Source organism: Scytonema sp. UIC 10036 (assembly GCF_009725235.1).
This window is the reverse complement of sequence record NZ_WJFC01000192.1, coordinates 1-25509: the sequence shown is the minus strand read 5'-3', so window position 1 is coordinate 25509 and position 25509 is coordinate 1. Positions and strand designations below refer to the sequence as shown.

The 25509-nt window shown below is 38.2% G+C and carries 24 protein-coding genes and 1 pseudogene; 16 read left to right on the top strand and 9 right to left on the bottom strand.

From position 1 onward, the window contains the following. Positions 1–1504 precede the first annotated feature (1504 nt). The 3 genes from F7734_RS48975 to F7734_RS48965 form a co-directional block, all read right to left on the bottom strand. The gene (locus F7734_RS48975) at positions 1505–1666 is read right to left on the bottom strand and encodes a hypothetical protein (RefSeq protein WP_155751566.1); all 162 of its coding nucleotides are present in this window, start codon (positions 1664–1666) and stop codon (positions 1505–1507) included. A 224-nt stretch (positions 1667–1890) separates the two neighbouring features. Continuing rightward, a complete protein-coding gene (locus F7734_RS48970) occupies positions 1891–5181 on the bottom strand; it encodes a hypothetical protein (protein ID WP_155751565.1) in 3291 nt (1096 codons plus the stop codon). A 62-nt stretch (positions 5182–5243) separates the two neighbouring features. Next, positions 5244–5723 carry a hypothetical protein gene (locus F7734_RS48965; protein WP_155751564.1) on the bottom strand — a complete coding sequence of 160 codons (480 nt, stop codon included), beginning with the start codon at positions 5721–5723 and terminating at the stop codon, positions 5244–5246. 187 nt (positions 5724–5910) lie between these two features. Here F7734_RS48965 and F7734_RS48960 point away from each other — a divergent pair, with 187 nt between their 5' ends. After that, a complete protein-coding gene (locus tag F7734_RS48960) occupies positions 5911–6120 on the top strand; it encodes a hypothetical protein (protein ID WP_155751563.1) in 210 nt (69 codons plus the stop codon). A 2-nt stretch (positions 6121–6122) separates the two neighbouring features. Here the strand turns inward: F7734_RS48960 and F7734_RS48955 are convergent, their stop codons facing one another. The 3 genes from F7734_RS48955 to F7734_RS48945 form a co-directional block, all read right to left on the bottom strand. Then, a complete protein-coding gene (locus tag F7734_RS48955; RefSeq protein WP_155751562.1) occupies positions 6123–6524 on the bottom strand; it encodes a hypothetical protein in 402 nt (133 codons plus the stop codon). 129 nt (positions 6525–6653) lie between these two features. After that, positions 6654–7328 (bottom strand): hypothetical protein, encoded by a 675-nt coding sequence (locus tag F7734_RS48950; RefSeq protein WP_155751561.1) that lies wholly within the window; start codon positions 7326–7328, stop codon positions 6654–6656. A gap of 3 nt (positions 7329–7331) precedes the next feature. After that, entirely contained in the window at positions 7332–7550 is a 219-nt protein-coding gene (locus F7734_RS48945) for a hypothetical protein (RefSeq protein WP_155751560.1), read from the bottom strand. A gap of 157 nt (positions 7551–7707) precedes the next feature. Here F7734_RS48945 and F7734_RS48940 point away from each other — a divergent pair, with 157 nt between their 5' ends. The 6 genes from F7734_RS48940 to F7734_RS48915 all read left to right on the top strand — a co-directional run bounded on the left by F7734_RS48940 (position 7708) and on the right by F7734_RS48915 (position 12149). Beyond that, a complete protein-coding gene (locus F7734_RS48940; protein ID WP_155751559.1) occupies positions 7708–7977 on the top strand; it encodes a hypothetical protein in 270 nt (89 codons plus the stop codon). Between the two features lie 9 nt (positions 7978–7986). Continuing rightward, positions 7987–8145, top strand: coding sequence for a hypothetical protein (locus F7734_RS48935; RefSeq protein WP_155751558.1), 159 nt, complete (start codon positions 7987–7989; stop codon positions 8143–8145). Positions 8146–8148: 3 nt separating this feature from the next. Then, positions 8149–8598: a hypothetical protein gene (locus F7734_RS48930; RefSeq protein WP_155751557.1), complete on the top strand. Its 450-nt coding sequence runs from the start codon at positions 8149–8151 to the stop codon at positions 8596–8598. 82 nt (positions 8599–8680) lie between these two features. Next, the gene (locus tag F7734_RS48925; RefSeq protein ID WP_155751556.1) at positions 8681–9529 is read left to right on the top strand and encodes a hypothetical protein; all 849 of its coding nucleotides are present in this window, start codon (positions 8681–8683) and stop codon (positions 9527–9529) included. Between the two features lie 32 nt (positions 9530–9561). Beyond that, complete coding sequence (locus F7734_RS48920; protein ID WP_155751555.1) at positions 9562–9756, top strand: hypothetical protein; 195 nt, start codon at positions 9562–9564, stop codon at positions 9754–9756. A 59-nt stretch (positions 9757–9815) separates the two neighbouring features. Then, complete coding sequence (locus tag F7734_RS48915) at positions 9816–12149, top strand: hypothetical protein (protein WP_155751554.1); 2334 nt, start codon at positions 9816–9818, stop codon at positions 12147–12149. On the opposite strand, the gene F7734_RS65785 is transcribed toward F7734_RS48915, so the two are convergent. Then, positions 12146–12271 carry a hypothetical protein gene (locus F7734_RS65785; protein WP_279239844.1) on the bottom strand — a complete coding sequence of 42 codons (126 nt, stop codon included), beginning with the start codon at positions 12269–12271 and terminating at the stop codon, positions 12146–12148. The genes F7734_RS48915 and F7734_RS65785 overlap by 4 nt on opposite strands. A 404-nt stretch (positions 12272–12675) precedes the next feature. Between F7734_RS65785 and F7734_RS48910 the strand changes: the two genes are divergently transcribed. From F7734_RS48910 to F7734_RS48870, 9 genes and pseudogenes are all read left to right on the top strand, one after another. Next, the gene (locus tag F7734_RS48910; protein ID WP_155751553.1) at positions 12676–13734 is read left to right on the top strand and encodes a hypothetical protein; all 1059 of its coding nucleotides are present in this window, start codon (positions 12676–12678) and stop codon (positions 13732–13734) included. Beyond that, positions 13734–13994: a hypothetical protein gene (locus F7734_RS48905; RefSeq protein WP_155751552.1), complete on the top strand. Its 261-nt coding sequence runs from the start codon at positions 13734–13736 to the stop codon at positions 13992–13994. Before F7734_RS48910 ends, F7734_RS48905 begins: the two co-directional genes overlap by 1 nt. Position 13995: 1 nt before the next feature. Continuing rightward, positions 13996–14196: a hypothetical protein gene (locus tag F7734_RS48900; protein WP_155751551.1), complete on the top strand. Its 201-nt coding sequence runs from the start codon at positions 13996–13998 to the stop codon at positions 14194–14196. Then, a complete protein-coding gene (locus F7734_RS48895; protein WP_155751550.1) occupies positions 14193–14384 on the top strand; it encodes a hypothetical protein in 192 nt (63 codons plus the stop codon). The genes F7734_RS48900 and F7734_RS48895 overlap by 4 nt, the downstream gene beginning before the upstream one ends. Positions 14385–14542: 158 nt before the next feature. Further along, positions 14543–16459 carry a pentapeptide repeat-containing protein gene (locus F7734_RS48890; protein WP_243147495.1) on the top strand — a complete coding sequence of 639 codons (1917 nt, stop codon included), beginning with the start codon at positions 14543–14545 and terminating at the stop codon, positions 16457–16459. Positions 16460–16572: 113 nt separating this feature from the next. Then, positions 16573–17218 (top strand): annotated as a pseudogene (locus F7734_RS48885) (site-specific integrase). Positions 17219–17387: 169 nt separating this feature from the next. After that, a complete protein-coding gene (locus F7734_RS65780) occupies positions 17388–19688 on the top strand; it encodes an effector-associated domain EAD1-containing protein (protein ID WP_155751549.1) in 2301 nt (766 codons plus the stop codon). 155 nt (positions 19689–19843) lie between these two features. Continuing rightward, positions 19844–20878 (top strand): protelomerase family protein, encoded by a 1035-nt coding sequence (locus tag F7734_RS48875; RefSeq protein ID WP_155751548.1) that lies wholly within the window; start codon positions 19844–19846, stop codon positions 20876–20878. Positions 20879–20963: 85 nt separating this feature from the next. After that, positions 20964–22121: a hypothetical protein gene (locus F7734_RS48870; protein WP_155751547.1), complete on the top strand. Its 1158-nt coding sequence runs from the start codon at positions 20964–20966 to the stop codon at positions 22119–22121. 44 nt (positions 22122–22165) lie between these two features. Here the strand turns inward: F7734_RS48870 and F7734_RS48865 are convergent, their stop codons facing one another. Then, positions 22166–22753: a helix-turn-helix domain-containing protein gene (locus F7734_RS48865; RefSeq protein WP_155751546.1), complete on the bottom strand. Its 588-nt coding sequence runs from the start codon at positions 22751–22753 to the stop codon at positions 22166–22168. Between the two features lie 416 nt (positions 22754–23169). After that, a complete protein-coding gene (locus tag F7734_RS48855; protein ID WP_155751544.1) occupies positions 23170–24066 on the bottom strand; it encodes a phospholipase D-like domain-containing protein in 897 nt (298 codons plus the stop codon). Positions 24067–25509 lie beyond the last annotated feature (1443 nt).

Here is a 25509-nt window from a genome sequence, read left to right as displayed (position 1 = left end):
CTAATCTATAGATACCATACTTTCATTCCATGTTCTCATGAGAACATGGAATGAAAGTATGGTATCTATAGATTAGTCGTACTCGTGCAAAGATAAGTCTATCTTAACCCTCTCGTACAGAGATAACCAAATACACATATCCTCTAGTACATAGATAGTGGATTGCACACATCCTCTCGTACATAGATACATGACGACTCGTACACGCATATATCTATGTACGAGACGATTTATCTATGTATCAAAGGACTCGTTCAGTCATCGTACACCCTCTCGTACACCCATATTTATGTAGACATACCCACTCGTACATAGATAAACGAATTGTCCCTGTTTCTAACGCACCCTCTTGTACACCCATATTGACGGTCTCACTGTCATCTGTGTACTAGTATTAACTCGTATACCCATATCGATATCTATGTACTAAGGCGGACTTGTACAGTCATAGTTGTATCTATGTACGAGTGGGTTTTGTCCGATTGACAAAAAGCGAACGAGAGCGAAACCACCCTGTATTTTTACCTAAAAACTTTTTGGCAGTCGGGGTAGCGCGTCGGGGGTGTAGGGACATGACATAAGTTTTCCTTCTGCGATCGCGACAACTTTTTGAGATTTAGCTTATCAATAATCATTGTGGCGGTGCGTCCAGCGTCCCGCGTTGGGGGAGTGGTCGGGGTAGGAGTCCCGTTTCCTCTCGTCCGTTACCAGATAAGGATTCTAGACACCGCTAATGAGACGTTTTGAAAACGGGCTATGTTACCAAGATTAAATTACAGACAGCTTGCAAGCGATTCTAGAGGGTGTGTTGGGGGTAGGAGTCCCGTATCCTTTGGGGCAGTGGTCGGGCATGACTGGGGGGAGTATCCAGTCATGGCACGGGCATCACTGGGGATGGTCGGGGTGTGGGGGGTGGTCGAACGTTCGTACAGAGGTATTAGGTGCGAACGTTCGACCACCCCTATATAGGGGTTGAAAAATACCTCTGAAAAATTCGGGATTTGAAAATTTTTTCAGAAAATGCTCAAAAGTCGCTCACTGACTAGGTTTTCTCAGAGGTAAAATCGGAAAAAAATTTTTTTCAAAAAAATGCTCGAAAGTGGCTCTACAAGCCAGTTACATCGGAGGTACGCTTGAAACGACCGTGTAGTAAGGGTTTTTAGCTTGTATAAACTTAAAAAGTAGTAGTGTATTACATAACGTATTTATGTGGTTTATTATCTACGTGCGTAAAACTAAGTGTAAATAAATTTACTTAAAATATGCGTAAAATAATCCATAGAGTTTTATCTATGCTATAGATGGATGTACTTACTCTCTATGTATTTTATACTGCATTATTAAAACTATTGTCCTATATAGTTTTCAGCAATTTATACGTAATCCATAGAGAATTCTCTATAGGGGAGTGAAGGGTGTACGGAAATCTATGTATTTTTTGCTATGCGTAAATCACCAAAACCCCCAACACCACACACGGGCATAGGGGGAGTAGTACTAGTGTTTATTTGCGTTTTTTATTTGAATCTTCTTTACTGTTATAAATAAGAGTTAACGCCACTGGTGTAATTTTTTCTGCTAGAGGTAAATATTCTACTTTATAAGCAGATAGGCTTAATGGGTAAACAACACCTACAACTAACAGAAACATTTGTTTTATAGTCATTTTGAGACCCCAAAATTGTTTACAATTTTGGTCTCTCTAAAAACACAGACCTCTTCTAGATTATCAAAAAGGATTGATAATCTAATACAACAAATATGACAAATATTTACTAATAAAACCTCGATACAATTGCTGAATTTTCATGCTTATATTTACGTTTAATCGAATAAAATACCGTAAAAATACTGTGATAACTTCAATTTTGTAATTCTATCAAAAGTTCTTTACATTTTCACGTTTTCTAGTTTAATAGTGGTGATGTCAGAGAATGTTACTTTACGTCCTGTAGGGTTATCTTGAACGCTTCTAGAGAGCTTTTCTCTGTATTCCATCTCAGCATTTAATTTGATAATTTGTGATGCTGCTAGAAATAGTTTTAACTGTCTGTTGTCTTTAAGTTTGGGAAGAATTTTGTCAGAAAAATCTATGTGTTGTTGCAAGTTATTCACTTTAATTCCTACATTGAATGTTTTATCAAGTACGTACTTTTGTATTACCTGACGAACTTCTGTAAATGTTCTGGTACTCCCCCAACAGATTAATTCAAAACCTAAACCACATGGATATTTATCGTTAAATGCTTCGTAATTCAGGTCAGAACGCATTGTTATGTTAATTCTTTCTTGTTTAAAATATGCTTCCACTTCTTTAAGATGTGACTCTTGTAAGTTTTTCCAGAATTTACCATCTAGCAGTTCTTTAGAAATTGTGCTACATCGAAGTAAAAAGCGGTCTAAGTCTTTTCTTACCTCTTTTGTAGGTGGTAAAAACTGACTGGTGCTGATTAACTTCATCAACTTTATTTCTTTCTTACTCCATCCCATAGGATGAAGAATGCCATAGCTGGTGATTTCCTCTGCTAGTTCTGAAGTCATTTTGATTACATTTCGCTTACCTTGATTTGATACTTTTTCAGCGTCTTTTAGTATGCGTAGTGCATCTTCACTGCCATCAGCTAATTTGACGACATTTTCATCAACTATTATTAGATGTCTATCATACTTGTCATTGCATATGTCGTTATACCACTTAATAAGAAATTCATTACTTCTATAAGACCTAGCTTTCATTTTCTTAGTGCCAAATCCCTGTTTTATGTAATTAGCACCATTTGTATTTAGTAGTTCGTTAAAGATAAAATTTTCTTCACCTGTATCTGTTTTTTCATCTTTTAGGTCATAGTCGTACATATCTATTAACCAATCAGTTTTACCTAAAAACTTTTTGAGATGTTCTTTATAGATTGTGTTGAAGTCTCCAGCTTTTTTAGGTGTCCAATCGTTTAATTCATTGTGACTGAAGTTAGGTTCATATTCGATTAAGTATTTTGGGTTTTTAGCTAGTATTTCTCGTAGTGTCTGACCGAATGGAATGGTTTCTGTTTTTAAGGCTGTACCATCTGTAATAGCTTGTGTACCGTTTAAACTTACAATCATTCGCCAACAAGCAGCACGCGCACAAGCAGTGATGTAGTTAGCAGCTATTACGTTATTGATACCCATTACAGGTGATGCCAACACACCATATGTCGAATTCAAGATTAATTTGAAAATTTCTTGAATTGGGTTTTTATCTTCTTTGTATTTACCTCGTAATTTTTTGATATTTTGATAATATTTCCACGCTGGAAACCTTAAACATACGTTGTTTGCGTAAACCTGAACTTCTTTTGTAGAAAGTGCAGTTTGTTCGTTTAGTGTAATTTTGATAGGTGATTTACTGAGTAACTTAACTTTTTCAAAATATTCACTAAAAGAATCACACATCAAATTTGGATGATAGAAGATGACAGCATCTACTTTGAGATTTAAAAATTCTTCAAACCAATCTTCTGGTAGGTCTGAGAGTGCCGTAAAAGTAGCTTCTCCAAACTTTCCAGCTATAATTTCCTTGGTGTCAATTACACTGGTGCTACTAGGTTCAGAAGATTTTTCACTGTTAATAAGATTAATGTACTCTTGTTCTAAATCTAAGTCTTCTGGGAATGCATAACGCTTGTAATCTGATGTAATGCAAGTCTCAGGGTTAAACTTTAGATTGGATAACACTAATGTGTTAATGGCTTTTTTAAGTTTTCCAGATGCCATTATAAGGTAAGCATCTTTTGGAACGCCTAAGTTTTTAATTGCATTCCATGCTTGACCTAAAGTAGGTGCATTGTCGCTATTGTGGAATGTTTGGTGTATTGGTTCACCTAAATAAATGTTCATGTTACATAGTGCGGTCGCATAGCATGATTTTTCATCCAAGTCCATCAATAAGCCTTTAATCAACGGATAAGGTGCTGTACGCGATTGTAAGAGTCCTCCTACTGTTTCACCCGGTAACACACCATATTCATTATGTTGAAGTTTAGAAAGATTTCTAAGACCGCTTAATTTCAATAATTCTTCTAGTTTTTTCTCTGCAATTTCAGGTTCTATACCATCATTTAAGCTTGAAAAGTGAAATAAATTTAGATGTTTGAAGATGGTTTGAATGTTTTTACCACACGTTTCAGCGATACTTTCACAAATATCTGGTGTGTGGGGTATTTCTAAAATTTCAAATATCTGCTTAAACAATTCCTGTAACCTTTTGTATAATTTATACGTAATTACAGGGTCATTTATAGCATAGTTTTTTAGAACAGTAGGGTATTTTTCGCCTACTTCGTGAATATGCTCAATCCAGTACTGATGTGGTTTGTCTTCTCCTCCTATTGCTTTAATCTCACTACCCATATCAACTTTACTTCCATCAACCCCAAACACTTTACATTGATTGTCTAAGCCAGATGGGATAGGCGGAAATACATAACGAGGGTCAAAAAGTGAATAGTCGAAATCTAAAATTTCACCATTTACCATTAGAGACTGACGAACTTTACCCAATACTTTAATGGTGCGAAACTGTGTAAGCTTTGCTTCTTCAGTCCATATCCAACGTAGGTTATCACCAAAAACTTTGAATAAGTCAGCGAAAGCAAAAAACATCAATAAAGTAACTTTTATCTTTCTAAATTTGAGTTTTAATGCTTTGCGTCCATCTTTGTAAATTTCAATCTGTATTTTCTCAATATCTAGCTTATGCCTGTTGAAAAACTCTTGCACTATAGGCATTTTGAGAAAATTATTCAGCTTTTTTTGATTTCTTTCGTGCGGTCTAGGTACATATTTATCCCAAAGTTTGTTTAGTTCTTTAGTAATTGCATTTCTAGGAATAGACTTGACATCATAACCCAATTTTATCAGGTGATTTTTTAGAGGGTTAAAATCAGCATCTAATTCCTCTCTAGCAAAAAAGCATTTAGCAGATTCACCAAAGTAATCTTCTAATTCAGGTATGTATGATGTCACACACTCAATTAGCAGATTAAGTTTGTCATCTTGATATTCGGTATCTGTGGCATTCGTAACATTATCGGGAATTGGCGGTAACTGTACTATAGGTAGTGGTTCTGTTACAATATCAGGTAGCTTAGATTCGATTTCAACCGCGATCAGGTTGATATTTTTCTTACCTATTTTTAACATTATAGAAATCCTTAAGATATAGAACGGCTAGAGCTTTCACTCCCTAGCCGTTGTTTTTATGCTTATACTTCTAGGTCTGGTTTAACGGTTAGTAACTCAATGGTTTTAACATCTGGCTTGCTTGGCTTGCCCATCTTGCCAGGAATGAGTTTGAATCTAAATTGTTGACCTTGTAATTCTTCAAGGTCGATGTCTAACTCTTCTATGTACTCTGGATTCTCTCTTAACTGGTCTAAGTTGTTCTCGCTTAGCAATCCAAGATTCAGTAACAATTGAGTTAATAATGAGTACTCAGCTTCACCCTGTTCTGGACGGCTTATATATTTGTTGGGGTTGATGTTTGGACGTGTCCACAAGTACATCTTTGAAGTACCCTTAGTGCTTTCTACTGCCCAAATCCACTCAATTTGTTCAACTGTCTCACCATTCAACTCACTTTCTATTGCTTGAACTTGAATGAGTTCACCAGTTGCGTAGCCTTCAGAATCAGTCTTAATGAAACCCGCAACGCCTAAATTGATTGTTTTTGCTGATTTACGCATGGTAGTTTATCCTTGTGGGCATCTAGCCCTGTTTTGTTTACTTTTTTAATGTAAGTCATATGACTTACATTTCGTTTGTATAGTGGACAGTTTAACAAACTGGTACATCATATGACTTACATTTGATTTTCTTTTAACAATTGGGCTATAGTCAAAGGTATAGATACCTCAAAAATCGTTATGTCGTATGCCTAAGCCAGTTTTGAAAGACGCTCAACTATCAGTCAGAATTAGCAGTGAGATTTTAGAAAAGATGAAACAAGAAGCTTCAGAGCTTAATCTGTCAATGGCTGATTTTGTTCTGAAACTATATCAAGAACATCAATCTAAAGAAGATTTAGAAGAAAGAGTGCGAGCTTTAGAACGTGCTGTATTTCAGCAAAGCAATGCAGCTTAAACTCATGGCAATCCAAACTGACCCGCTACCCGTTGAGTAGGCGGGTTTTGTTTTGCGGCTGGTTGCCTCGGTGATACTCTTCCCAGTACACGCATAAAGATTTTATCTAGCCAGTCTTGTTGTTTCGGGGTAAGGTATCGCTGATTTAGGATGTTTCTAAGAAATGGTGCTTCACATTGGTTTAGACTACCGCTTCTCTTCAGTAGGTCACGTATCATGCCTTGGCGAACTTCAAACACTTCAGTTAGTGCAGGGTCTTGCAACCACGTGATAAACTTCTTGCAGTCGCCACAGGTCAAGTGTCCATAGTGACTGGTAGGTTCAGCGTCTCCAGTCTGTTTTATGAGATTAGTGCTATCGCAAAATTTGCACAATTCGATTTGTGCTGCTAGGTGGGATACCATAAATTTGTTTCATAATATCGATACCCCTTCCACTAACTGTGTAGGGGTACTTTTTACTTGTATTTTTAGTCAAACACGGGTAACTATGTTGTTGGGGAATCTGTGGTAAAAATTGTAAAGTTCTGTAAACTACCAAAGACCGCGCAATTTTTGACCGAGAAAAGCCAGTAATTCTGCCTGGTCACGCTTAAAATCTTTCACTGCTAATTTAGCGATTGTAGAGCGTGACACATTGGCTAGTTCTACACAGGTATCTCTAAACATAATGTGTTCTGACGGCTGGTAATTTCCAAGGCTAACACCAGTTTGTTTTCCAATTCTTCTGATGTAATCGTTTAATTTTGCATTAGACGATTTCCCTTGACAATTTGTATATTCCAACCAAGCTCTATACAAAGTTTCGGGTTTTACTGGATTATCTTCTAACCAAATCAATGAATCACCCTTGAGTATATAAACTATAGCATCTCCTGGGGTGGTTATCTTAGTATCCAAATATTGTAAGCTTTTAGAAATTTCATCCCATCCATAATTAATTACTTTATATAGTGATAAATAATGGTTGAAACTGAGTTCTAACAATGTTTTTGAAATTTCTGTTTCTTGTCCATTAACGTTATAAAAAATTGGATTACCACTAAAAAAGTTCATAAACATTTTTCGTAAACAAAACCAAAAATGTTTACCTTTCAAGTAATTTTCTAATGAGTCTTGGTTTATTTTTATCGGCAATGGTAATGTTTTTTCAGTGATTTCAACACAAGTTATCATCATTTCTTGTGATTTATCAGGTTTTTTAAGCATCTTTTAAATTTCAAAATTACTATCTTTTTTCTTAGTTTCAATCCACATTTTTAACGCTTCATTAACAGCGTCTGATAATGAAACGTCTGTTAAAGCACATATAGCACGAGTTTTTGCAGCCACGTCTTTTTCTATATCAGCCGTAATTTTCGTAAAGTTCGGGTCTTGTCGCTTATTTTTAGGTTTTTCAGTCACAGTCATTATTTCATCGATTGCCAGCATGATTTTATCTTCTTTTTGCCGTCATGCCAGAAATGTATCACGTTTATGCCATTATGCCAGCAAGCCATTATGCCAGCTAAACAAGTGTCACAAGCCATAATGCCAGCATGACGGCAAACTCATATAGTAAGGATGTGAGCGAGAGAGGACAGAGGACATGAGCTACTTCACAACGATAAACCAGCCCACAGGACAGAGCGACCGCACCGGACAACCAATCTTTATGGCTGTAGATGCCATCTGGTTACCGGGCATCCCTTGCCCCATCGTACTTACTCAGCTTGACCAGTTTGAGTTAAACGCTGAAGACATTGAAGACGCGACTGAATTGTGGGTGAGTTTTGAGGGTGAAGAATACGCGCTATCTCTGCCCGAACGCGATTCCCTCCAGTGGAATTGGCTTATTGACCTTATTGACCCTGCATAAAGGACATGAATGAATCCTGAAATTAAGCCAATCATACGCCGTGTACTGACACGTAAAAACAACTGTGAAGCTATGCAAGAACTCATCAGTAGAGTCGATGCCAGTACCAACACTAACAGATTGCAGTTATTAGAACCTAATCAGCAAATCATTGAAATTAAGGAATAAACCATGAGACTTTTTGAACACATCGATACTTGGTTAACAGAAGTTGTTGAAGCTGTTCAATATATGCAACAACGTAATCACGATTGGAACGAAGAGTCAAAAGCACTCGGACTAATCAGTGATGACGAAAAACTCAAAATGCTCAAAGCAGATTTGTATTGTGAAGCTCGTAGTAGTGTGAGTGATAGTATGAAACTTCAAAAACTGACTTCTGCAATTGAAGTTCTTGAAGAAATCAAGCTAGCTGAATTCAACCGCCAACAAGCCAAACTTAAGCATAGATACAGTTTTCCAGTGCAATTAGAAGTTTTCTCAAATATCTTCATCATGCTTGTAATAACTCTTGTACTAGGCAGTTATTTTGCTGCTTACAAGTGTGGTAATAGTCGCTCTCAGTTCTGCGCTAAAGCTCGTGTTATCCCTACTCAGGTTGAGTTATTTTTCAAGGATTAAATTTTTGAGATACGGGCAAGTTGTCCGACCTGACCCGTATCTATCACCCTCGTTCATTCCACAAACAAAGGATTCTTTAATTATGCCAAGAAAAGGAACAATCACAGGAGCTAGCCTCGACAATCCCAATCGTGGTAAGAAAGGTGGTTTAACTGGCTCAAAGCGTGTGACTGGAGAAACTACCACTAACCAAGTCACTGAAACAACTTCCGATACAGTAGCTTCTAACACTCCACAAATTGACCATATTAAAGGTGATGAAACCCCAGAGCAAGCGGAAGCTAGAAGAAATCGACTTGCTGAAAAACTTCAACAAGGTGGTCAAGTAATCGGTACTGTTGGTCAAGTTGTCGGAACGGTTGTCACTAAAACAAACACTGCTGTACAGTCAGCACTCAATCACAATCCTGGCTCACTCACAGATGGTACTGTAGACACTGCTGCTATTTTGGCTAAGGCAGATGCCAACATTGATTCTTCAGTCCCTGAATTAGACTCTGGTGAAGCAATTAGACGAAATATTGTTATTGCTAGACAGCGTAATTATGTTGGCGTTGCTATCAATAACACGAAACTCAAACAAGATTTAGCCACTCTTGACCTTGAACAACAGAAACTAATCGGGCTGTTAATTGACGGTAAGACGGCTGGTATCAACAATGAGAAAAAAGCAGTTCAGTACCAACGTGCTGTGGTTGGACGTGATACCGAGCTTTCTAGGCTTGAACAAGATGAAGAATTGCTAGTACAGCAACGTATACGCACTACTGGTACTCAGCAACAAACTGAACACATTCAACAACAAGAAAACCTCAAAGTTGAAATGTTACGCGAACAAGTCGAAAAACAAAAATACGAAATTCAAAATGTTCAGTACGAAAAAGAAAAGATTAAGCAAGAAGCGGTAGCTAAATTTGCGGCGGGATTCTAGATAAATTTAATCTATGTAATGGAGAAAATGAAATGAAACTTAGCGTGACAGACAAACAGAAATTAGTAGCTATTCTTGGAAGTTCAATTATTTTAGGAACTGGGATTGGATTTTTTGGAAGTCGATTCTTTGGTAAGAATGTGATGATTTCAATAGGTGCAGGATTATTCGCTGTAGGTGCTAGTCTGCAACTAGGTCAGGTAATTCTGAAGAAATCTTCACAGTAAGTCGATAAAAAAGAGGGGTGAGATTCCCCTCTAATTTGTACTCATACAGACTATACATTATGAAATTCAATCATATCTATTACGGCGTATTCACAGCAAGTACTTTATTAGGCGTAACTGGGGCTATTCAAGCATGGAACTTACCTGAAGGATGGCAGAAAAGTTTAGCTTTAACTGTTGGTGTTGGTGGTACTACTTCAGCCTTGGTGTGTACTGGATTGGGTATTGCTTACAGCGAGAGACACGAAAACTTAGAAAAAGAAACTGCTGAGAGAATTTCTGAGATTCAAGCCACTAGAGGCAGAGAACTTAATGACCTAAAAGTAACAATTGACAATCTTAAAAGTAGTATTGCAGTTCTTGAAAGTCAAGGTGAGAAGTACTTGGAACAAGTTAACAGTCTTAAAGAACAGCTAAACGAAAAAGCTAAAGAATACTTCAAGGTTGTTTCTGAAAAAGACTTGAAAATTAAAGAACTAGAAGGAATTGTCAGTCAACGTGATACTAGAGTTGAAGATTTTATGACTGATTCTAGAATGCAAACAGTCAAGTTTTTCTCTGAAAGATGCAAGGATTTATCAGGACTGCAAAAACTACTTGAAAATGCCCGACATAATCCAGATGTACCGATTGAGTTACGTAACACTTTTGATAGACGATTAGAAGATTTGCATAACCTCAAGACTGAATTAAACGAAGCCATAGAGATTGTTCGTGACCGCGAATTTAAAGATTTTGGGGAGATTCTTGGTTTCATTTTCGCTTTTGACAACAAGTTTCTTAACTGTAAAACACGGTGGAAGGATTACAAAGTTAAAGAGATTAAGAGTGAGAATAAAGAACTCAAGCAATCCCTTGATAATTCAATTCCTAAGCCAGTAGCTATAGAACGGTTTACAGAGGGTATTAATGAAGTTGACGAACGCATTACAGAGAAGTACGAGGCACTACTACTTAATAACAACTCAATCCACGCTCAATTACTGGACTTGCTAGAAAAGCGTAACTTGGTAATTAATGAACTCCAGCAAGAAAACGAACAATTGAGAGAAACCTTAGACAGACCTTATCAGTTCTACGGTACAAGTTCAATTCCTAGCACTGGCAATAAAATCTCTGAATACTACTACAGATATTTCAGATTTAAACTTGATTGTCTGGACTGGCAAGAGACTGAGGTGGGGTGCAGGTTTATTTTCTCCATTGGTCGCAATCCCGGTATAACGATTAAGGAGCTAGAACAAGAAAACAGCAGTGAACGGTTAGCAGCTTTAGTTGGAGCGATTGACAAGACACTTCCTAAGATTGAAATCCACAGCCATAACGCTACGGTCACAATCGAAATTCAAACCAAGCTACCAGTTAAGCAACCATTACCTACTGCTGAAGATATCTTTAGGGAGTGTGGCATTATCAGGGCTGAACTGTTCGGACAAACTATCCGCAAGTACCACATTGAGAAAACTGGTAAACCTACGCTACGGGTCATGAGTGCTACAGGTGGAGGTAAGGGAATCGCAGTTAAAAACCTTCTCAACTACTACCTACACAACTTAGACGGTTATGAAATCTGGTTATCTGACCCTCAAGACGGTAGTGAAGAAGATTACTGGGATTGTGAAAAAGCAGCGACCAATCCTAATGAAGCTTCTAAGCTATTTAACCAGTTTGCAAATTTACTTAAGGCAAGAGACAATAAAACCTCCACAGACCCTAAGACCCCTATCCTTGCCATCTTTGATGAGTTTGATAAAAAGCATAACCGGGATGATAAGAAGACTGCTGCTGAAATTTGGACTACTTTTAGGCATAACAGCATGAAGTTGATTTTGATTGGTCAGTCTGGGGAAGTGGGTAAAAGTGGTTGGCAATGGGATGAGATGAACAATTGCTGCTTGTTGTTCATTAGTAATGCTATCGATACTTTCCTCAAACACGCTGATAAGGATTTGGGGATGAATCCTGAGACGCTGGAGAAGTTCAGCAAGCATTACAACAAAGCTTCCAAGTGGATCGCTAAGACTAATGAAGACATCTCCCCAGAAAACCAATACAGGTTAGCTGCTTTGTACTGTAACGGGCAAGCACTGCTTTTAGAAATCCCAGTAGCTCACAAGGGAATGCTCACTGATGGTAAATCCAGGCTAGCGTCCAAGCCGTTTGAGAAAGTTGCTCAAATAAGTACAAATACTCAAAATTTACTAATTTCTAACATTTTAGATGAAGTACAGAATGAGATAGAAAATGACGATTTAGAATCTAATATAACTTGTCCAGAGTGTGATTCTACAAAGACTAAAAAGAATGGATGGTACAAGGGGTTGAGAAAAATGCAATGTAAAGATTGTGGGCATCATTTCAAGGTTGATGAATCTATCTCTAACAGTAATTAACAATTTATAGACAGTGTGGCTGTATTTTTGGCTTGTGGTGCTAGCACCAAACAGCACCAAAACAGCACCAACACAGCCACAATTGAAGCCTGAAATCCTTGATATTGCGTTGGTGCTAGCACCACTTTTTTTCCTATAGGGGGTGTAGCACCAATAGCACCAATAGCACCAATCCGCCAACAATTAATGTTAGGAGAAAATCAAATGTCTAAATTCATAGGTAATGATACACACACTTTTGATATTGAGAAAATTACTCTGATTTATTGGAGATATTTTGGAATTAAAGGTGAATCATGTGTGAAAGTTTTATTAACTAATAACAATGAAGTCGAACTATATTACACCAATATTGACGACTATAAGCTAATTAACCAGTTAAGAAAAGTTTTAGGTCAATCCCCATTGAATAGACCACATTGGTAAAAATAGTACCCAATTGGGTACATTTTACTCTCGCCTGTGTTATCCTAACTTTAATCAAAGTCTCAAACCTTTACCCTATAGACAATAAGGAGATTTAGAAATGACTGATAAAACTGCTGATGTACCCAAAAGTACCCGTCAAAAAACCGCCTCAAAAACACCCTCTAAAATCAAAAAATATTTCAAGTCGGTTATAGACCTTGGGAACCATTGGATTAAAGCTTATGTGGAAGGCTACGACTACCTGAGAGAACCAAGCTGGTATGCACGCTGTCTCAACAACACTTCAGATAAGATTCCCGGTCACGTTAAATATATTGATGGAGTACGGGAAGACTTGAAAAATACTTGCTGGTTGGTTGGGACTCAAGCCGCGAGAAGTGGTAGCAGTGACCTCATTAGATTGGTAGACGACTATACGGGCAAGTCTTCTCTATGGTTACAGTACTTTCTCGGAACACTGGCACACTTGCCACAGGTTAACTCTGAGATGAGTTTTGAAGTCACCGTGACCTGTAACGACGTTAAACGGCATGAGCCAGTGATTAGAAAGAATGAAGGTACACACAAAGTAGAGTTAGCAGGTGTACCCGTATTGGTACAAATCAAGATTAATGCAGTGTACCCAGAAGGTATAGCAGCACTCAAGAGCCAGAATTTAGACGGTGCTGTAACTATCTGTGATATTGGTGGCGGTAACACGTCCATCACGCGGTTCTTTAATTCCGAACTTGTTGGCGAGCCTGTTGTTAAGGATTTTGGTGCAGAGTACCTGATTGAGAAGATAGCTGCTAACTCTGACCTTAAAGCACTCATCAAGCAACCGCCTAGTAAAGATGTAATCAACAGGAGTATAGAAGTTGGGGTGAAGTTCAAGAAAACTGAGACTGGGGACAAGATAGCAGCACTTTACTACGGTGAATCAGATTTGAATTTCTATTCAGTGTACGAACTAGAGTTAAAAGACTTTATCGACTGTAAACTACGTGAGGTCACAAAGCAGTTAGAGCAATACAAGCTAGCTGGTGACAAAATTCTGATTATTGGTGGCGGTTCTAAACTCCCCTTACTGAGTGCTGCATTCAAGAAAAAAGGTTTTCTAATTTCGGACAATGGTGCATTTGACAACCTTAAAGGATTGGTCAGTGAGGTGATGTGATGACAGTTGATAAAGTCAGGATTAAAAAGTATCAACAATCTAAAGTAGAGCAATGGTCACAAGCGTTAGATATCCCAGTAGCAAAGTTTATAGAAGATGCCATAGGATTCTATCTCAGGTATTTAGAAGGTAAACAACCAGTAGTGACCACTGTAGAATCAGTAAACTTGGTAAACCAAAATGAGCAAAAACAGCCTGTAGAAGTAACTGTGGTTGATGTAGAGGAACCTGAAGATTTTGATGGAGGAATTGAACTGTAGTATGAGACCTGAAACCAAAAACGCTTTACTAAGTGCTTATATCCAGTTACAAAGCATTATTGACGAATTGTATATAGCATCTCAAAATGCCCTTAACAACAATCATTATGAGGACGCTAGCTTACTAGAGAGTAGAGCAGATAAACTTTATGAAGAAGCTGAAAATTTAGAATTTGTGATTTCAGAACTGGAGGAACGATGAAAACAATTGAAGATTTAAAGACTCGCGCTAAAGAACTTAGTAAGCAAGCTGTTGACCTCCGGCGTAAAGGTTCTGAAGTGTATGAATCAGATCCGCAACAAGCCAAACAGTACCGACAACAGGCAAGAGAAGCTATGAAGCGCTGTCAAGTATTGATACAAGAGTTGAAACGGCAACAAGCAAGTTAAAAACTGGCAATCCAGAGAGACCGCCAGCTTTTAATCCAAAAATATAGATGCCCTTCTATACGAGGGGCATTTTTTCATTTTACTAGTAGCTATAGCACGGTTTGGGTGAGAATCTGGAAAATTCAGGATAGAATCTGTAGCAAAACTCTGTTTACGGTATGATACCTTCCCCAGCTATGCCACCAGATTACTCCGGTCAAAATCTCCGTGGGCGCTCCTTTAAAGGTCAAAACCTTGAGGGAGGAAACTTTAGCTATGCAAATATCCGAGGTTGCGATTTTACTGGTACAAATCTTATCGGTGCAAACTTCAGCCATGTTAAAGCGGGACTGCAAAAGCGGTGGGCTATTTTCCTGGTTGTTGTTTCGTGGTTGCTGTCGGGAGTGTCAGGAATTTTCTCAGGTTATGCTGGCGCTTTGGTGGCGTCCCTAATATTTTACTCAAGTAAAGACCCTCAAGAACAAATAACTTATCAAATTGCGGGCTGGATTATTATAGTTATACTAGCTATTTTCATTTTCATCACAATTCGCCAAGGAATACAAGCAGGTTTAGGAGCCATCGCCTTAGCCGGAGCCTTCACCGTCACCGTCGCCACCGCCGTCTCCTTAACCGGAGCCGTCGCTTTCGCCGTCGTCTTAGCCGGAGCCGTCGCCTTAGCCGGAGTCGTCGCCTTAGCCGTCGCCTTAGCCGGAGCCGGAGCCGTCGTGTTATTGAGTATTCATATCAGTTGGCGAGCAATGAAGGGAGACGAAAAGCACGCTTTGATTCGGAACATCGCTGTTGCTTTTGCAGCCTTTCGCGGTACAAGTTTTCGCAAAGCTGATTTAACTGATGCTAACTTTACAGGAGCGACACTTAAAAATACGGATTTTAGAGGTGCTATTCTGACTCGTACCTGTTTCCGCAACACTAAAAAGCTTGACCTTGCTCGTCCTGGTGTAACATATCTTCAAAAAGCCCAAGTACGTCAGGTACTGGTAACTGGACTTGGACAGGACATAAATTTTGACCGTCAAAACTTACGGGGGATTAATTTGCATGGAGCTAACTTAATAGATCCAAGTTTTGTGAGCACAGACTTGAGTGAAGGCAACTTGAAGGACGCTAATTTATCCAGAGCAAAGCTAGTAAAAGCACAGTTAGACGGAACAGATTTTACAGGCGCGACTCTCACCGGAGCTTACATTCAAGATTGGGGTATTACCAGTGACACCAATTTTGATGGCGTGCAATGCTCTTACGTTTATATGCGACTCCCTACAAAAGAAAATCCTGACCCTTGGCGTAAACCAGATAATAGGGAAGAGGTTTTTGCAGATGGGGAATTTGGTGATTTTATCAAACCGATTGTTGACACTCTCGACCTTTATCATAACCAAGGTGTTGACCCACGTGCCATTGCAGTCGCTTTCAAAGAATTAGCTGAAAACAACCCAAATGCCGAACTTGAAATTGTAGCAATAGAAAGACGGGGAGATGATAAAATACTGCTCCGAGCTAAAACCGCAGCATCAGCTAACAAATCTGAATTGAGTAAAGAATATTTTATTAATTACAATCAACTTAAAACACTAGCAGAGAAAGACTTTCAAGCATTAATAGCAGAGAAAGAATTACAAATACGTAGATTAGAAATTATGATAACGACGGCGTTAGAACGTCCTAGTTTTTATACTCAAGGAGGAGATATTATAATGTCAGAAGGTTCAAAACAACAATTTAATAACAATAACCAAGGTGCTCAATTTGGTGGTGCTCAGGTAAATGCTCATACAGTAAACGCTGGTCAAATAAGTGGTAACATCACCAACTACACCCAAGAACAAAAACAAAACCTAGCACAAGCAGCAGCAGAAATACAGCAGTTACTCTTCCAGTTATCTCAAGCTAACCCCACAGACGCAGTGGTTACAGAAGCTATTCATCAGGAGATTAAACGTAATCCAACACTAAAAGCGAGGTTACAATCTGCCTTAAAAGCTGGTGGATTGGAAGCACTAAAAGCAATTTTTAATCATCCACTATTTAGCATTCCTGCTGAAACAGTAAAGGGCTGGCTTGAAGCCGAATAATAAATTTAAAGGGTGAAGGAACTGCTAAAAACCATCTATAAAGAAAAGTATTTTTAATTTATAGGTATCGCAATAGCTGTACGCTGTGATACAGGGTCAATACCAACTCAGCGATGAAAGTCAATCGGCACGGTAGGGCTAAAGTGCTTACACAGTCAGAAATACAGCAAATTTTTAATTACGGGCTGGATAATGACCGTGACAGAAACTTTGTTTGGGGTATGTCTGTTTACAGCGTGTCGCATTCGTGAAGCTTGTACCTTGTTGACCCCCGATATCTACACACCCAAAAGGACTGTTAGACCTAAGCTGATTCTCAGGAAATCAAACACTAAGGGCAAGTTAGCTACCCGGTCTATACCAGTGATAGAAGATTTAAGAGAACTATTGTCTAGTTACTACACATTTGCGGGTAAGCCTTATTTATTTCCCGGTCGGAGTGACGGACATATTAGTGAGGACTCAGCCGCAAGGATTTTAAGAACGGCTTGTCAAAGGGTAGGGATAACTGGAGTGAGTACCCATAGCTTTAGGAGAACTGCCCTAACCCAGATGAGTAATGCTGGTATACCGTTACGGGTGATTCAGGAGATATCTGGACATCGGAACTTAGAGCAGTTACAAAATTACCTAGAGGTATCGGAAGAACAGGTGTTGGGTGCGGCGTCAAGTTTGGCTATGCTATCACCTGTGGGTGAAGATGTCGGGAAATATGGTTTAAACGACATTACGCTAAAACAACCACACGCCAAGGGATAGCAGCGTACTACATTCGTTGATTTGTTACAAACTGTAAAAGATATTTGATTAGAATCACGAAGCGTGAAAATGATTTGGAACCGGAATTAATCTCACGTGTCCTGTAGAATAGTTTAAATTTTTCTATTAATCCGCAATTTCCCGGTATATTATCGCTTGGTTTGAAAAAATGGGTTTATCTGGACGGCAGCGTAAGGAACTACAATCCGCTTTAGTTGATGCTTTTCCGACGAAATCATCATTAGAGCAAATGTTGTCGTTTGAATTGGATAAGAATTTAGAAGTGATCGCCCCTTCAGGAAGTTTACAAGAAATTATCTTCAGAACAATACAAACAGCAGAATCAGAAGGATGGATTAAAGATTTAGTCCGTGCAGCACGTAAAACCAACTCAGGTAATCTCAAATTACAAGCTATTAAGCTAACATCTGGAAGTGAATTATCTTCTAGAAACCACGTACAACAAGCACTGTTAAAGCAAGTTCGTACTGAAGTTAAGTCACGATTAAATCAGTCATTACATAATCGGATTTATATTGTCCAAGATACACAACAAAATCCCTCTCAGATTGAATTGCCTTGGTCAAGTGAGATAAAAGTAGGGTCAAAACCGAAAGTTCGTTTAACAAATACGGAAATAACAGCAGTTTATGACCAATCTGATATTGCAGGTAGATTATTAATTCTGGGAGAGCCTGGGATAGGAAAAACTACCATGCTTCTTAAATTAGCTGAGCAACTAGTAAACCGTGCTAAGAATGACCCTGTACATCCGATACCAGTGCTGTTTTCTTTATCTTCTTGGAAGAATGACAATCAAAATATAAAAGATTGGTTAATTGACCAACTCAAAGATAAATATGGGGTACGAAAGGATATTGGTAAAGGGCTAGTAGATAATCAAGAAATTATATCCCTCTTAGATGGTTTAGATGAGTTAGCAGCAGAACGTCAAGAAAAGTGTGTCGTAAAAATTAATGAGTTTTTACATCCCAGTAGTTGGAGTAATTCTGTAGTAGTTTGTAGTCGGATAGAAGAGTATCAGCGTTATCAAACTTTGCTTCAACTAAATAACTCCCTGGAATTATGTCCTTTTACTCCTGAGCAGGTTTATCAGTATTTACAAAGTACGGATAACTTACAATTATGGGATAGTATTAGTCAGGACGCAGATTTAAACCAATTAACTAGGACACCTCTCTTATTAAATATTATTGTTCTTTCTGCTCAAGAAATATCACTCCAAACATGGCAGCAATTTCAGTCATCTGAGGAGCGACAGAGTTATCTGTTTGATGGTTATATTCGGAGGATGCTTAAACGAAAATATGAAGGTAGACAACCCAAGCAAGAAAATACTAAACGTTGGTTAGGATGGTTGGCACAAAGGTTAATTGACGATAGTGTAACTGAGTTTTTAATTGAAAGAATACAACCAACTTTGTTGAAAAATAAAATTCAAAAACTTGTTTATAATTTGATTGTATGGGGAGTTATCGGAATGCTGATTTTTGGGCTGCTTATGGGGATTTTTGTAGGGGTAGTTTCAGTTTTTTCACCGCTGAAAGAACTGAAAACACTAATTTATAGGCAGATTGTAGGACTGATTTTTGGACTTTTTTTTGGGCTAATTTCAGGGCTAATTTCAGGGCTGATTTATGGGCTGGTTGGTGAGTTTATAGAAAAGAAAATTGAAAAAACAGTTATCTTAATTAATCCTCTAAAAAATCTTAACAAAATAATTATTAAATGGCTGGTTTATGGGCTGATTTATGGGTTGATTTTTGGGCTGATTACAGGACTGATTTATGGGCTGATTTATGGGTTGATTTTTGGGCTGATTGCAGGGCTGTTTTTTGGGCTGTTTTTTGAGCTAATTGGAGATAAAATTCAAGCAATTGAAACTCTAAAGTTTTATCTTAATAAATTTTTCATTGGACTGATTTTATGGTTGATTATAGGGGTGATTTTATGGTTGATTACAGGGGTGATTAATGGGCTTATTTTTGGGGTGATTACAGGTTTGATTTATGGGCTTATTTATGGGCTTAATGGACTTGAAATTGAGAACAAAAATACTCCTAATCAAGGGATTCGACAATCACTTATTAATACTATAATTCTCTTGTTTGCAACTTCTTTACCTTTTTCATTACTCAGCTTTATCAGTATAAAGATTGCACGAAATGAAATGAATTTTAATGAACTTTTAATCGGTAGCTTCATGTTTGGATTATTTTTTGGAATGCTTGTTGGAATAACCAGAAGTGGAACTCCTGCTATTAAACATTTCGTTTTGCGCGTAATTCTCTCGTTTAATGGTTATGCACCTTGGAACTACGCCAAATTTCTCGACTACTGCACCGAGCGCTTGTTTCTACAAAGAGTAGGTGGTGGATATCGCTTTATCCATGACCTATTACGCCAACACTTTGCCAATTCCTATGCTCAAATCCAAAAACGGTCTTAACTAAAGTGACTTTAGTGAAGCTCTGGAAATCAAAGCGGGCTAGACAAGGGTATCGAGAAAAGTACAGACACAACAGGGGAGCAATGACTTACACACCCTCTTGACAATAGATAAATCCATACTTACATTAGATATAGTGAATAGGTAAATATGGAATGAGTAGACAAGCCAAATCCCCAGATGAATTTGAGAACACTTTCATTGATGAACAGGTAGCCTACCTACTGCCCATATTTGAAGCGTTAGCACCATACAAGCTAAATCAGCGTAAGAAGGGAGTAGGTGACATCCCTGGATGGGAACGGTTAGCAGCACAAGAAGCAAGGATATTAAAAGCCACTTACCCAGATGAACAACCGGAAGCAGAACGCCAGTACAACACGGCTTTAAGGCAAATTACCAGCCTCAAAAAAGCGCTTAAACTTGCAGCTAAGACCGAACTTAAAGACCCCGCTTTAGTTAACCCAGTAATTACCATTGCTACTCACTTCGGAAACGCCTTAAGCTACCTTTTCAGCGAGTACAAAGAACGCCAAAATGCCCGATATAGAGAGAAAGTGACTGAACGACGGCAAAAAGAGAACCGTGTACAAATTGATTTAACCAACTCACTTAAATTCGCTCACAGGATACTAACTGAAGTGGCAGAGGGTAAAGACCCGAACTGGATTGACGTATCTTGTTCAGTGGCACTGGCAACAGGGAGACGGATGGGAGAGATTCACTGTTCAGCGACTTTTGAAGAGTTAGCAGAGTATGAAATAGCTTTCAGAGGTCAGTTAAAGGGGAAAGACCGCAAGGTAAAGATAGGCGACAAACAAATACCACTGAGGAAAGTTACTTTTTGCATCCCTACCCTACTGTCAGCCGAACTGGTTTGTATGGGATTGAACTACCTAGAAACTAAAGGTAAACGGTTGGATAGAAATGAAGACGCTGAACGGGTTAACTTGCGATGGGCTAAGGTTCTCAACCTAGCTGTAAAGGACTGGGATATCTTCCCTGAAGGCGAACGCACATATCATAAATTTCGTGCTGCTTACTTACGGGCTTGCATTGTCAATGACACGAGTGTTGACCCCTACGACTTTAGAGACTATGCCAAACAAGTTTTAGGGGATGATGACGAGACAACCATTGACGCTTATAAGCGCTACGAAATCAAACCAGGGACTTTAACCAAACTTTAAAAATCTCTGTACCAATCCTCTTGACAATAGATTACTAGAGGGTCTAGTATAGAGATATCAAAAATCAATCAAACAAATCAATCCTATGTCTAAAACATCCGAAATCATTCAAGAACTAATCAACGGGTTACAAGGTGTGACTGATGAATCAGCTATTAAAAAGTTAACTATAAACGCTTGGAAGCGACTTAAAGAACTAGTTCCTAATGAAAATACCTTTCGCCGTACTCGTACTGAACTCCGAAAAGCTATTGAATCAGCATTCCCCAGTGACCAGCAATCGAAACCAGGATATTACTTTACTACTGAAGGTAAAGGGAAAGTAGAACGATGGGAACACATAGCGCTATGGTATGCAACTACCAACGAAGACAGATGGGCAGTAGTGGGGGATGCTGACAGAAAAGCTTACTTTGAAAATCTCCCAAAACTACCAGCCCCACCACAGCCTGAAGCACAGCCCGAACCACTACCACAACCACAGTCACAACCACAACCAGAAGATATGACACTACAACAATTTGACGCTGAAACAAAAGAACTCGTAAAAGATGCCCTAAATCACTCTGGAATGAGTCTAGCTGACTTCATCCAACAAGCTTGTAGAGTCTATGCGCGTACTGTCGTAGGCAAGGCTAAACAAGTAATTGAGACTGATTTAAGCAGTATTTCAACTTCTGAACTCTTGAACAATACGAAGATGAAAACCTTGCCTGGAAGGGCTGAAGAACTGGCTAAACGTGCTATTCAAGCCATTACACAACACAACGATATGGCTACCGAAAAAAACCAAAAATGGTGCATCACAGCGACCGCTATCAATGCCCTAACCGGGTCAAAGATGGGATTGATTAAAAACGTTATGGAACAGTACAAAACCTTGATTAGCGACCACAACACGAAACACGGACTAAATCCCTACGACAACAGAGGACGGTCACAAGCGATTGAACAAGTTATTGATTTTATCAACTTCTCTGAGGATACCCCTATCAAACCAGTAGAGACCGCACCAGTAAAGACCGCACCAGTAGAAACCGCACCAGAAATTAAAAAACAAAGTCCGAAGATAAAAATAATAAATATGCCTTTAGAATCTTCTACTTTAGATATATGGGACTGTTTACATCAAAATCCCAACACAAAAGTACTCACAAGAACTGGTAGACAAACTGGCTTAACTTATATGTTGATTGATGAAGGAATGCTGATAGAAGAAACAGGGGAAATTATTAAATTGTGATAGTAAAAAGGGTAGATTTTAAGGTCTACCCTACAAACTTCCTACTACTTGAAAGGATTTATGTTGTCATCAAACCATTTCCGTAATTCCGTTTCATCCTCTGGGAAAGGTTCATTAGGATGAATGATAGTCCATACATCCCTCATTTCAGCTAATCCTGTTTTGCTTATTACTGGTCTTATCTCTGTCGTCACAACGTTATTGCTTTTAAAATATGTCGCTTGGTTCAAGACTTTGATTTTCTCGCTTAATTCAAAAACTTTAGGGTTTTCAGGAACAGATTGGGTAGTTCTTAGAAGAATATCAAACAGTAATTTAATAGATTCAATACGTTGTTTTGAGGGTGTATCTGGATTTTCAGCTATGTCTATGAGTATCTGAACCGCCCTATCTGCAAAATCTGCTGCTTTACTTAATGCAGATTGAAAAGTGATGTGAATCGCATATCTTAGAGAATCGTTAAAATCCCCTTCCTTAAACCACATCTGAACAGCCCGAACCGTTACCCCCAAATGTTCCGCAACCTCATTAGGTGAATAACCAGCCGCAAGCATACAGATAGCGCGGTTGTATCGCAGTGAAGCAAGTTTGTTCGTTCGCCAAGTTAAATAAAAATCTTCTTGTTCTTCCATTACCTTGTACCTTCTAACATCTTGTCAGTAATGCCTAAAACACTCTTTAAAGCTGGGTGCTTCTCAATTAGCTTCAATAATTGCTCGTGTGTACATTTCAATTTTAATTGTTCGTGTGAAGTATTCACTTTAATAAGCCAAAAACAAGTTTTACCTCTAATAGTTTGAGTTACTTCAATCATGACTGTATACATTAAAGATGTTTTTAAATTATCCAATACCGACAACCGACCGCCAATACCCATACCAAACGACTGATATAGAAAAATACTAAACTAGGTATTACTACCAGACCTATAGTACAAGTCATAAAAATGGAAGGAAATTTTGCAGAAGTCATCAACGGCACACTGCACGAATAACCACCAGTCCTAGTTTGTTTTACCACAATAATTAAATCAGTCCTTCACAGTTATTTAAAATGTGAGGGATTTTAGTTTAATAAATTCCTCTGCAAATTTTTCAGCTTCTTGTCGATTAGAAAAAGTTGTAACGGTTTCAAAATTATATTTAGCTTTATTAGTCCAGTTATACGAACCATTAATTACTTTATTTAAATCAATTACACAAAATTTGTTATGCATTATATTTTCATATTTACCAATTTTAGGTATTTTATAAGTCTCAAACTTAGTATAATCCAAACCTGAATTCCTATTTATATCGTCATCACAAATAATTAATTGTACATTTACACCTTGACTACTTTTCTCAAGTAACTTATCAAATATTTGTTTATCAGTAAACCAAGCTACAGCAATCCAAATTATAAATTTAGCTAGTTCAATTTCTTTAATTATACTTTTCTGTATTTCATCAAAAAGTACATCTATATTTACGTTTGTTTCTTCAATTGGAGCATCACTAACCAATCTTACTGATATTTTTAAACAGTCTTCATACAATTTTAATTTTTCTTCTGTTACCTGATAAAACTCGTTAGAAGTATTTAAGTAGTGCCAAAATTCTAAAAAAGCTAACAATAACTTACCGACAATATGATTAGATTCTTTATTCCAAAACGACCTAAGACGCTTTGCTTTTGATTCACCTATATCAGCATACTTTTGGTCATAGACATCAATACCTGTGTGTTCAATAACAAAATCAGAAAATGTTTTATTTGAAAAATTTAAAACATAGCCATCTGACATACCTAATAAACGTTCTAATTTAATACGCTCAATACTTGATAAATTCGACATTTGATTATCTTTATAAACGTGTAACTTTAGTATTCCCAATTCTTGTCTGTTCTCTATCTCCCCCTCAATGCCCGTGTGTGGTGTTGGGGGTTTTGGTGATTTACGCATAGCAAAAAATACATAGATTTCCGTACACCCTTCACTCCCCTATAGAGAATTCTCTATGGATTACGTATAAATTGCTGAAAACTATATAGGACAATAGTTTTAATAATGCAGTATAAAATACATAGAGAGTAAGTACATCCATCTATAGCATAGATAAAACTCTATGGATTATTTTACGCATATTTTAAGTAAATTTATTTACACTTAGTTTTACGCACGTAGATAATAAACCACATAAATACGTTATGTAATACACTACTACTTTTTAAGTTTATACAAGCTAAAAACCCTTACTACACGGTCGTTTCAAGCGTACCTCCGATGTAACTGGCTTGTAGAGCCACTTTCGAGCATTTTTTTGAAAAAAATTTTTTTCCGATTTTACCTCTGAGAAAACCTAGTCAGTGAGCGACTTTTGAGCATTTTCTGAAAAAATTTTCAAATCCCGAATTTTTCAGAGGTATTTTTCAACCCCTATATAGGGGTGGTCGAACGTTCGCACCTAATACCTCTGTACGAACGTTCGACCACCCCCCACACCCCGACCATCCCCAGTGATGCCCGTGCCATGACTGGATACTCCCCCCAGTCATGCCCGACCACTGCCCCAAAGGATACGGGACTCCTACCCCCAACACACCCTCTAGAATCGCTTGCAAGCTGTCTGTAATTTAATCTTGGTAACATAGCCCGTTTTCAAAACGTCTCATTAGCGGTGTCTAGAATCCTTATCTGGTAACGGACGAGAGGAAACGGGACTCCTACCCCGACCACTCCCCCAACGCGGGACGCTGGACGCACCGCCACAATGATTATTGATAAGCTAAATCTCAAAAAGTTGTCGCGATCGCAGAAGGAAAACTTATGTCATGTCCCTACACCCCCGACGCGCTACCCCGACTGCCAAAAAGTTTTTAGGTAAAAATACAGGGTGGTTTCGCTCTCGTTCGCTTTTTGTCAATCGGACAAAACCCACTCGTACATAGATACAACTATGACTGTACAAGTCCGCCTTAGTACATAGATATCGATATGGGTATACGAGTTAATACTAGTACACAGATGACAGTGAGACCGTCAATATGGGTGTACAAGAGGGTGCGTTAGAAACAGGGACAATTCGTTTATCTATGTACGAGTGGGTATGTCTACATAAATATGGGTGTACGAGAGGGTGTACGATGACTGAACGAGTCCTTTGATACATAGATAAATCGTCTCGTACATAGATATATGCGTGTACGAGTCGTCATGTATCTATGTACGAGAGGATGTGTGCAATCCACTATCTATGTACTAGAGGATATGTGTATTTGGTTATCTCTGTACGAGAGGGTTAAGATAGACTTATCTTTGCACGAGTACGACTAATCTATAGATACCATACTTTCATTCCATGTTCTCATGAGAACATGGAATGAAAGTATGGTATCTATAGATTAG

What these genes read in the sequence shown, in the direction of transcription:
- F7734_RS48925 (WP_155751556.1), top strand. Translation starts at nt 8,681, where the DNA reads ATGCCAAGAAAAGGAACAATCACAGGAGCTAGCCTCGACAATCCCAAT.
- F7734_RS48915 (WP_155751554.1), top strand. Translation starts at nt 9,816, where the DNA reads ATGAAATTCAATCATATCTATTACGGCGTATTCACAGCAAGTACTTTA.
- F7734_RS48905 (WP_155751552.1), top strand. Translation starts at nt 13,734, where the DNA reads ATGACAGTTGATAAAGTCAGGATTAAAAAGTATCAACAATCTAAAGTA.
- F7734_RS48865 (WP_155751546.1), bottom strand. Translation starts at nt 22,753, where the DNA reads ATGGAAGAACAAGAAGATTTTTATTTAACTTGGCGAACGAACAAACTT.
- F7734_RS48965 (WP_155751564.1), bottom strand. Translation starts at nt 5,723, where the DNA reads ATGCGTAAATCAGCAAAAACAATCAATTTAGGCGTTGCGGGTTTCATT.
- F7734_RS48900 (WP_155751551.1), top strand. Translation starts at nt 13,996, where the DNA reads ATGAGACCTGAAACCAAAAACGCTTTACTAAGTGCTTATATCCAGTTA.
- F7734_RS48945 (WP_155751560.1), bottom strand. Translation starts at nt 7,550, where the DNA reads ATGCTGGCAATCGATGAAATAATGACTGTGACTGAAAAACCTAAAAAT.
- F7734_RS48960 (WP_155751563.1), top strand. Translation starts at nt 5,911, where the DNA reads ATGCCTAAGCCAGTTTTGAAAGACGCTCAACTATCAGTCAGAATTAGC.
- F7734_RS48910 (WP_155751553.1), top strand. Translation starts at nt 12,676, where the DNA reads ATGACTGATAAAACTGCTGATGTACCCAAAAGTACCCGTCAAAAAACC.
- F7734_RS65780 (WP_155751549.1), top strand. Translation starts at nt 17,388, where the DNA reads ATGGGTTTATCTGGACGGCAGCGTAAGGAACTACAATCCGCTTTAGTT.
- F7734_RS48890 (WP_243147495.1), top strand. Translation starts at nt 14,543, where the DNA reads ATGATACCTTCCCCAGCTATGCCACCAGATTACTCCGGTCAAAATCTC.
- F7734_RS48855 (WP_155751544.1), bottom strand. Translation starts at nt 24,066, where the DNA reads ATGCGTAAATCACCAAAACCCCCAACACCACACACGGGCATTGAGGGG.
- F7734_RS48940 (WP_155751559.1), top strand. Translation starts at nt 7,708, where the DNA reads ATGAGCTACTTCACAACGATAAACCAGCCCACAGGACAGAGCGACCGC.
- F7734_RS48975 (WP_155751566.1), bottom strand. Translation starts at nt 1,666, where the DNA reads ATGACTATAAAACAAATGTTTCTGTTAGTTGTAGGTGTTGTTTACCCA.
- F7734_RS48875 (WP_155751548.1), top strand. Translation starts at nt 19,844, where the DNA reads ATGAGTAGACAAGCCAAATCCCCAGATGAATTTGAGAACACTTTCATT.
- F7734_RS48955 (WP_155751562.1), bottom strand. Translation starts at nt 6,524, where the DNA reads ATGGTATCCCACCTAGCAGCACAAATCGAATTGTGCAAATTTTGCGAT.
- F7734_RS48935 (WP_155751558.1), top strand. Translation starts at nt 7,987, where the DNA reads ATGAATCCTGAAATTAAGCCAATCATACGCCGTGTACTGACACGTAAA.
- F7734_RS48970 (WP_155751565.1), bottom strand. Translation starts at nt 5,181, where the DNA reads ATGTTAAAAATAGGTAAGAAAAATATCAACCTGATCGCGGTTGAAATC.
- F7734_RS48920 (WP_155751555.1), top strand. Translation starts at nt 9,562, where the DNA reads ATGAAACTTAGCGTGACAGACAAACAGAAATTAGTAGCTATTCTTGGA.
- F7734_RS48870 (WP_155751547.1), top strand. Translation starts at nt 20,964, where the DNA reads ATGTCTAAAACATCCGAAATCATTCAAGAACTAATCAACGGGTTACAA.
- F7734_RS48895 (WP_155751550.1), top strand. Translation starts at nt 14,193, where the DNA reads ATGAAAACAATTGAAGATTTAAAGACTCGCGCTAAAGAACTTAGTAAG.
- F7734_RS48950 (WP_155751561.1), bottom strand. Translation starts at nt 7,328, where the DNA reads ATGCTTAAAAAACCTGATAAATCACAAGAAATGATGATAACTTGTGTT.
- F7734_RS48930 (WP_155751557.1), top strand. Translation starts at nt 8,149, where the DNA reads ATGAGACTTTTTGAACACATCGATACTTGGTTAACAGAAGTTGTTGAA.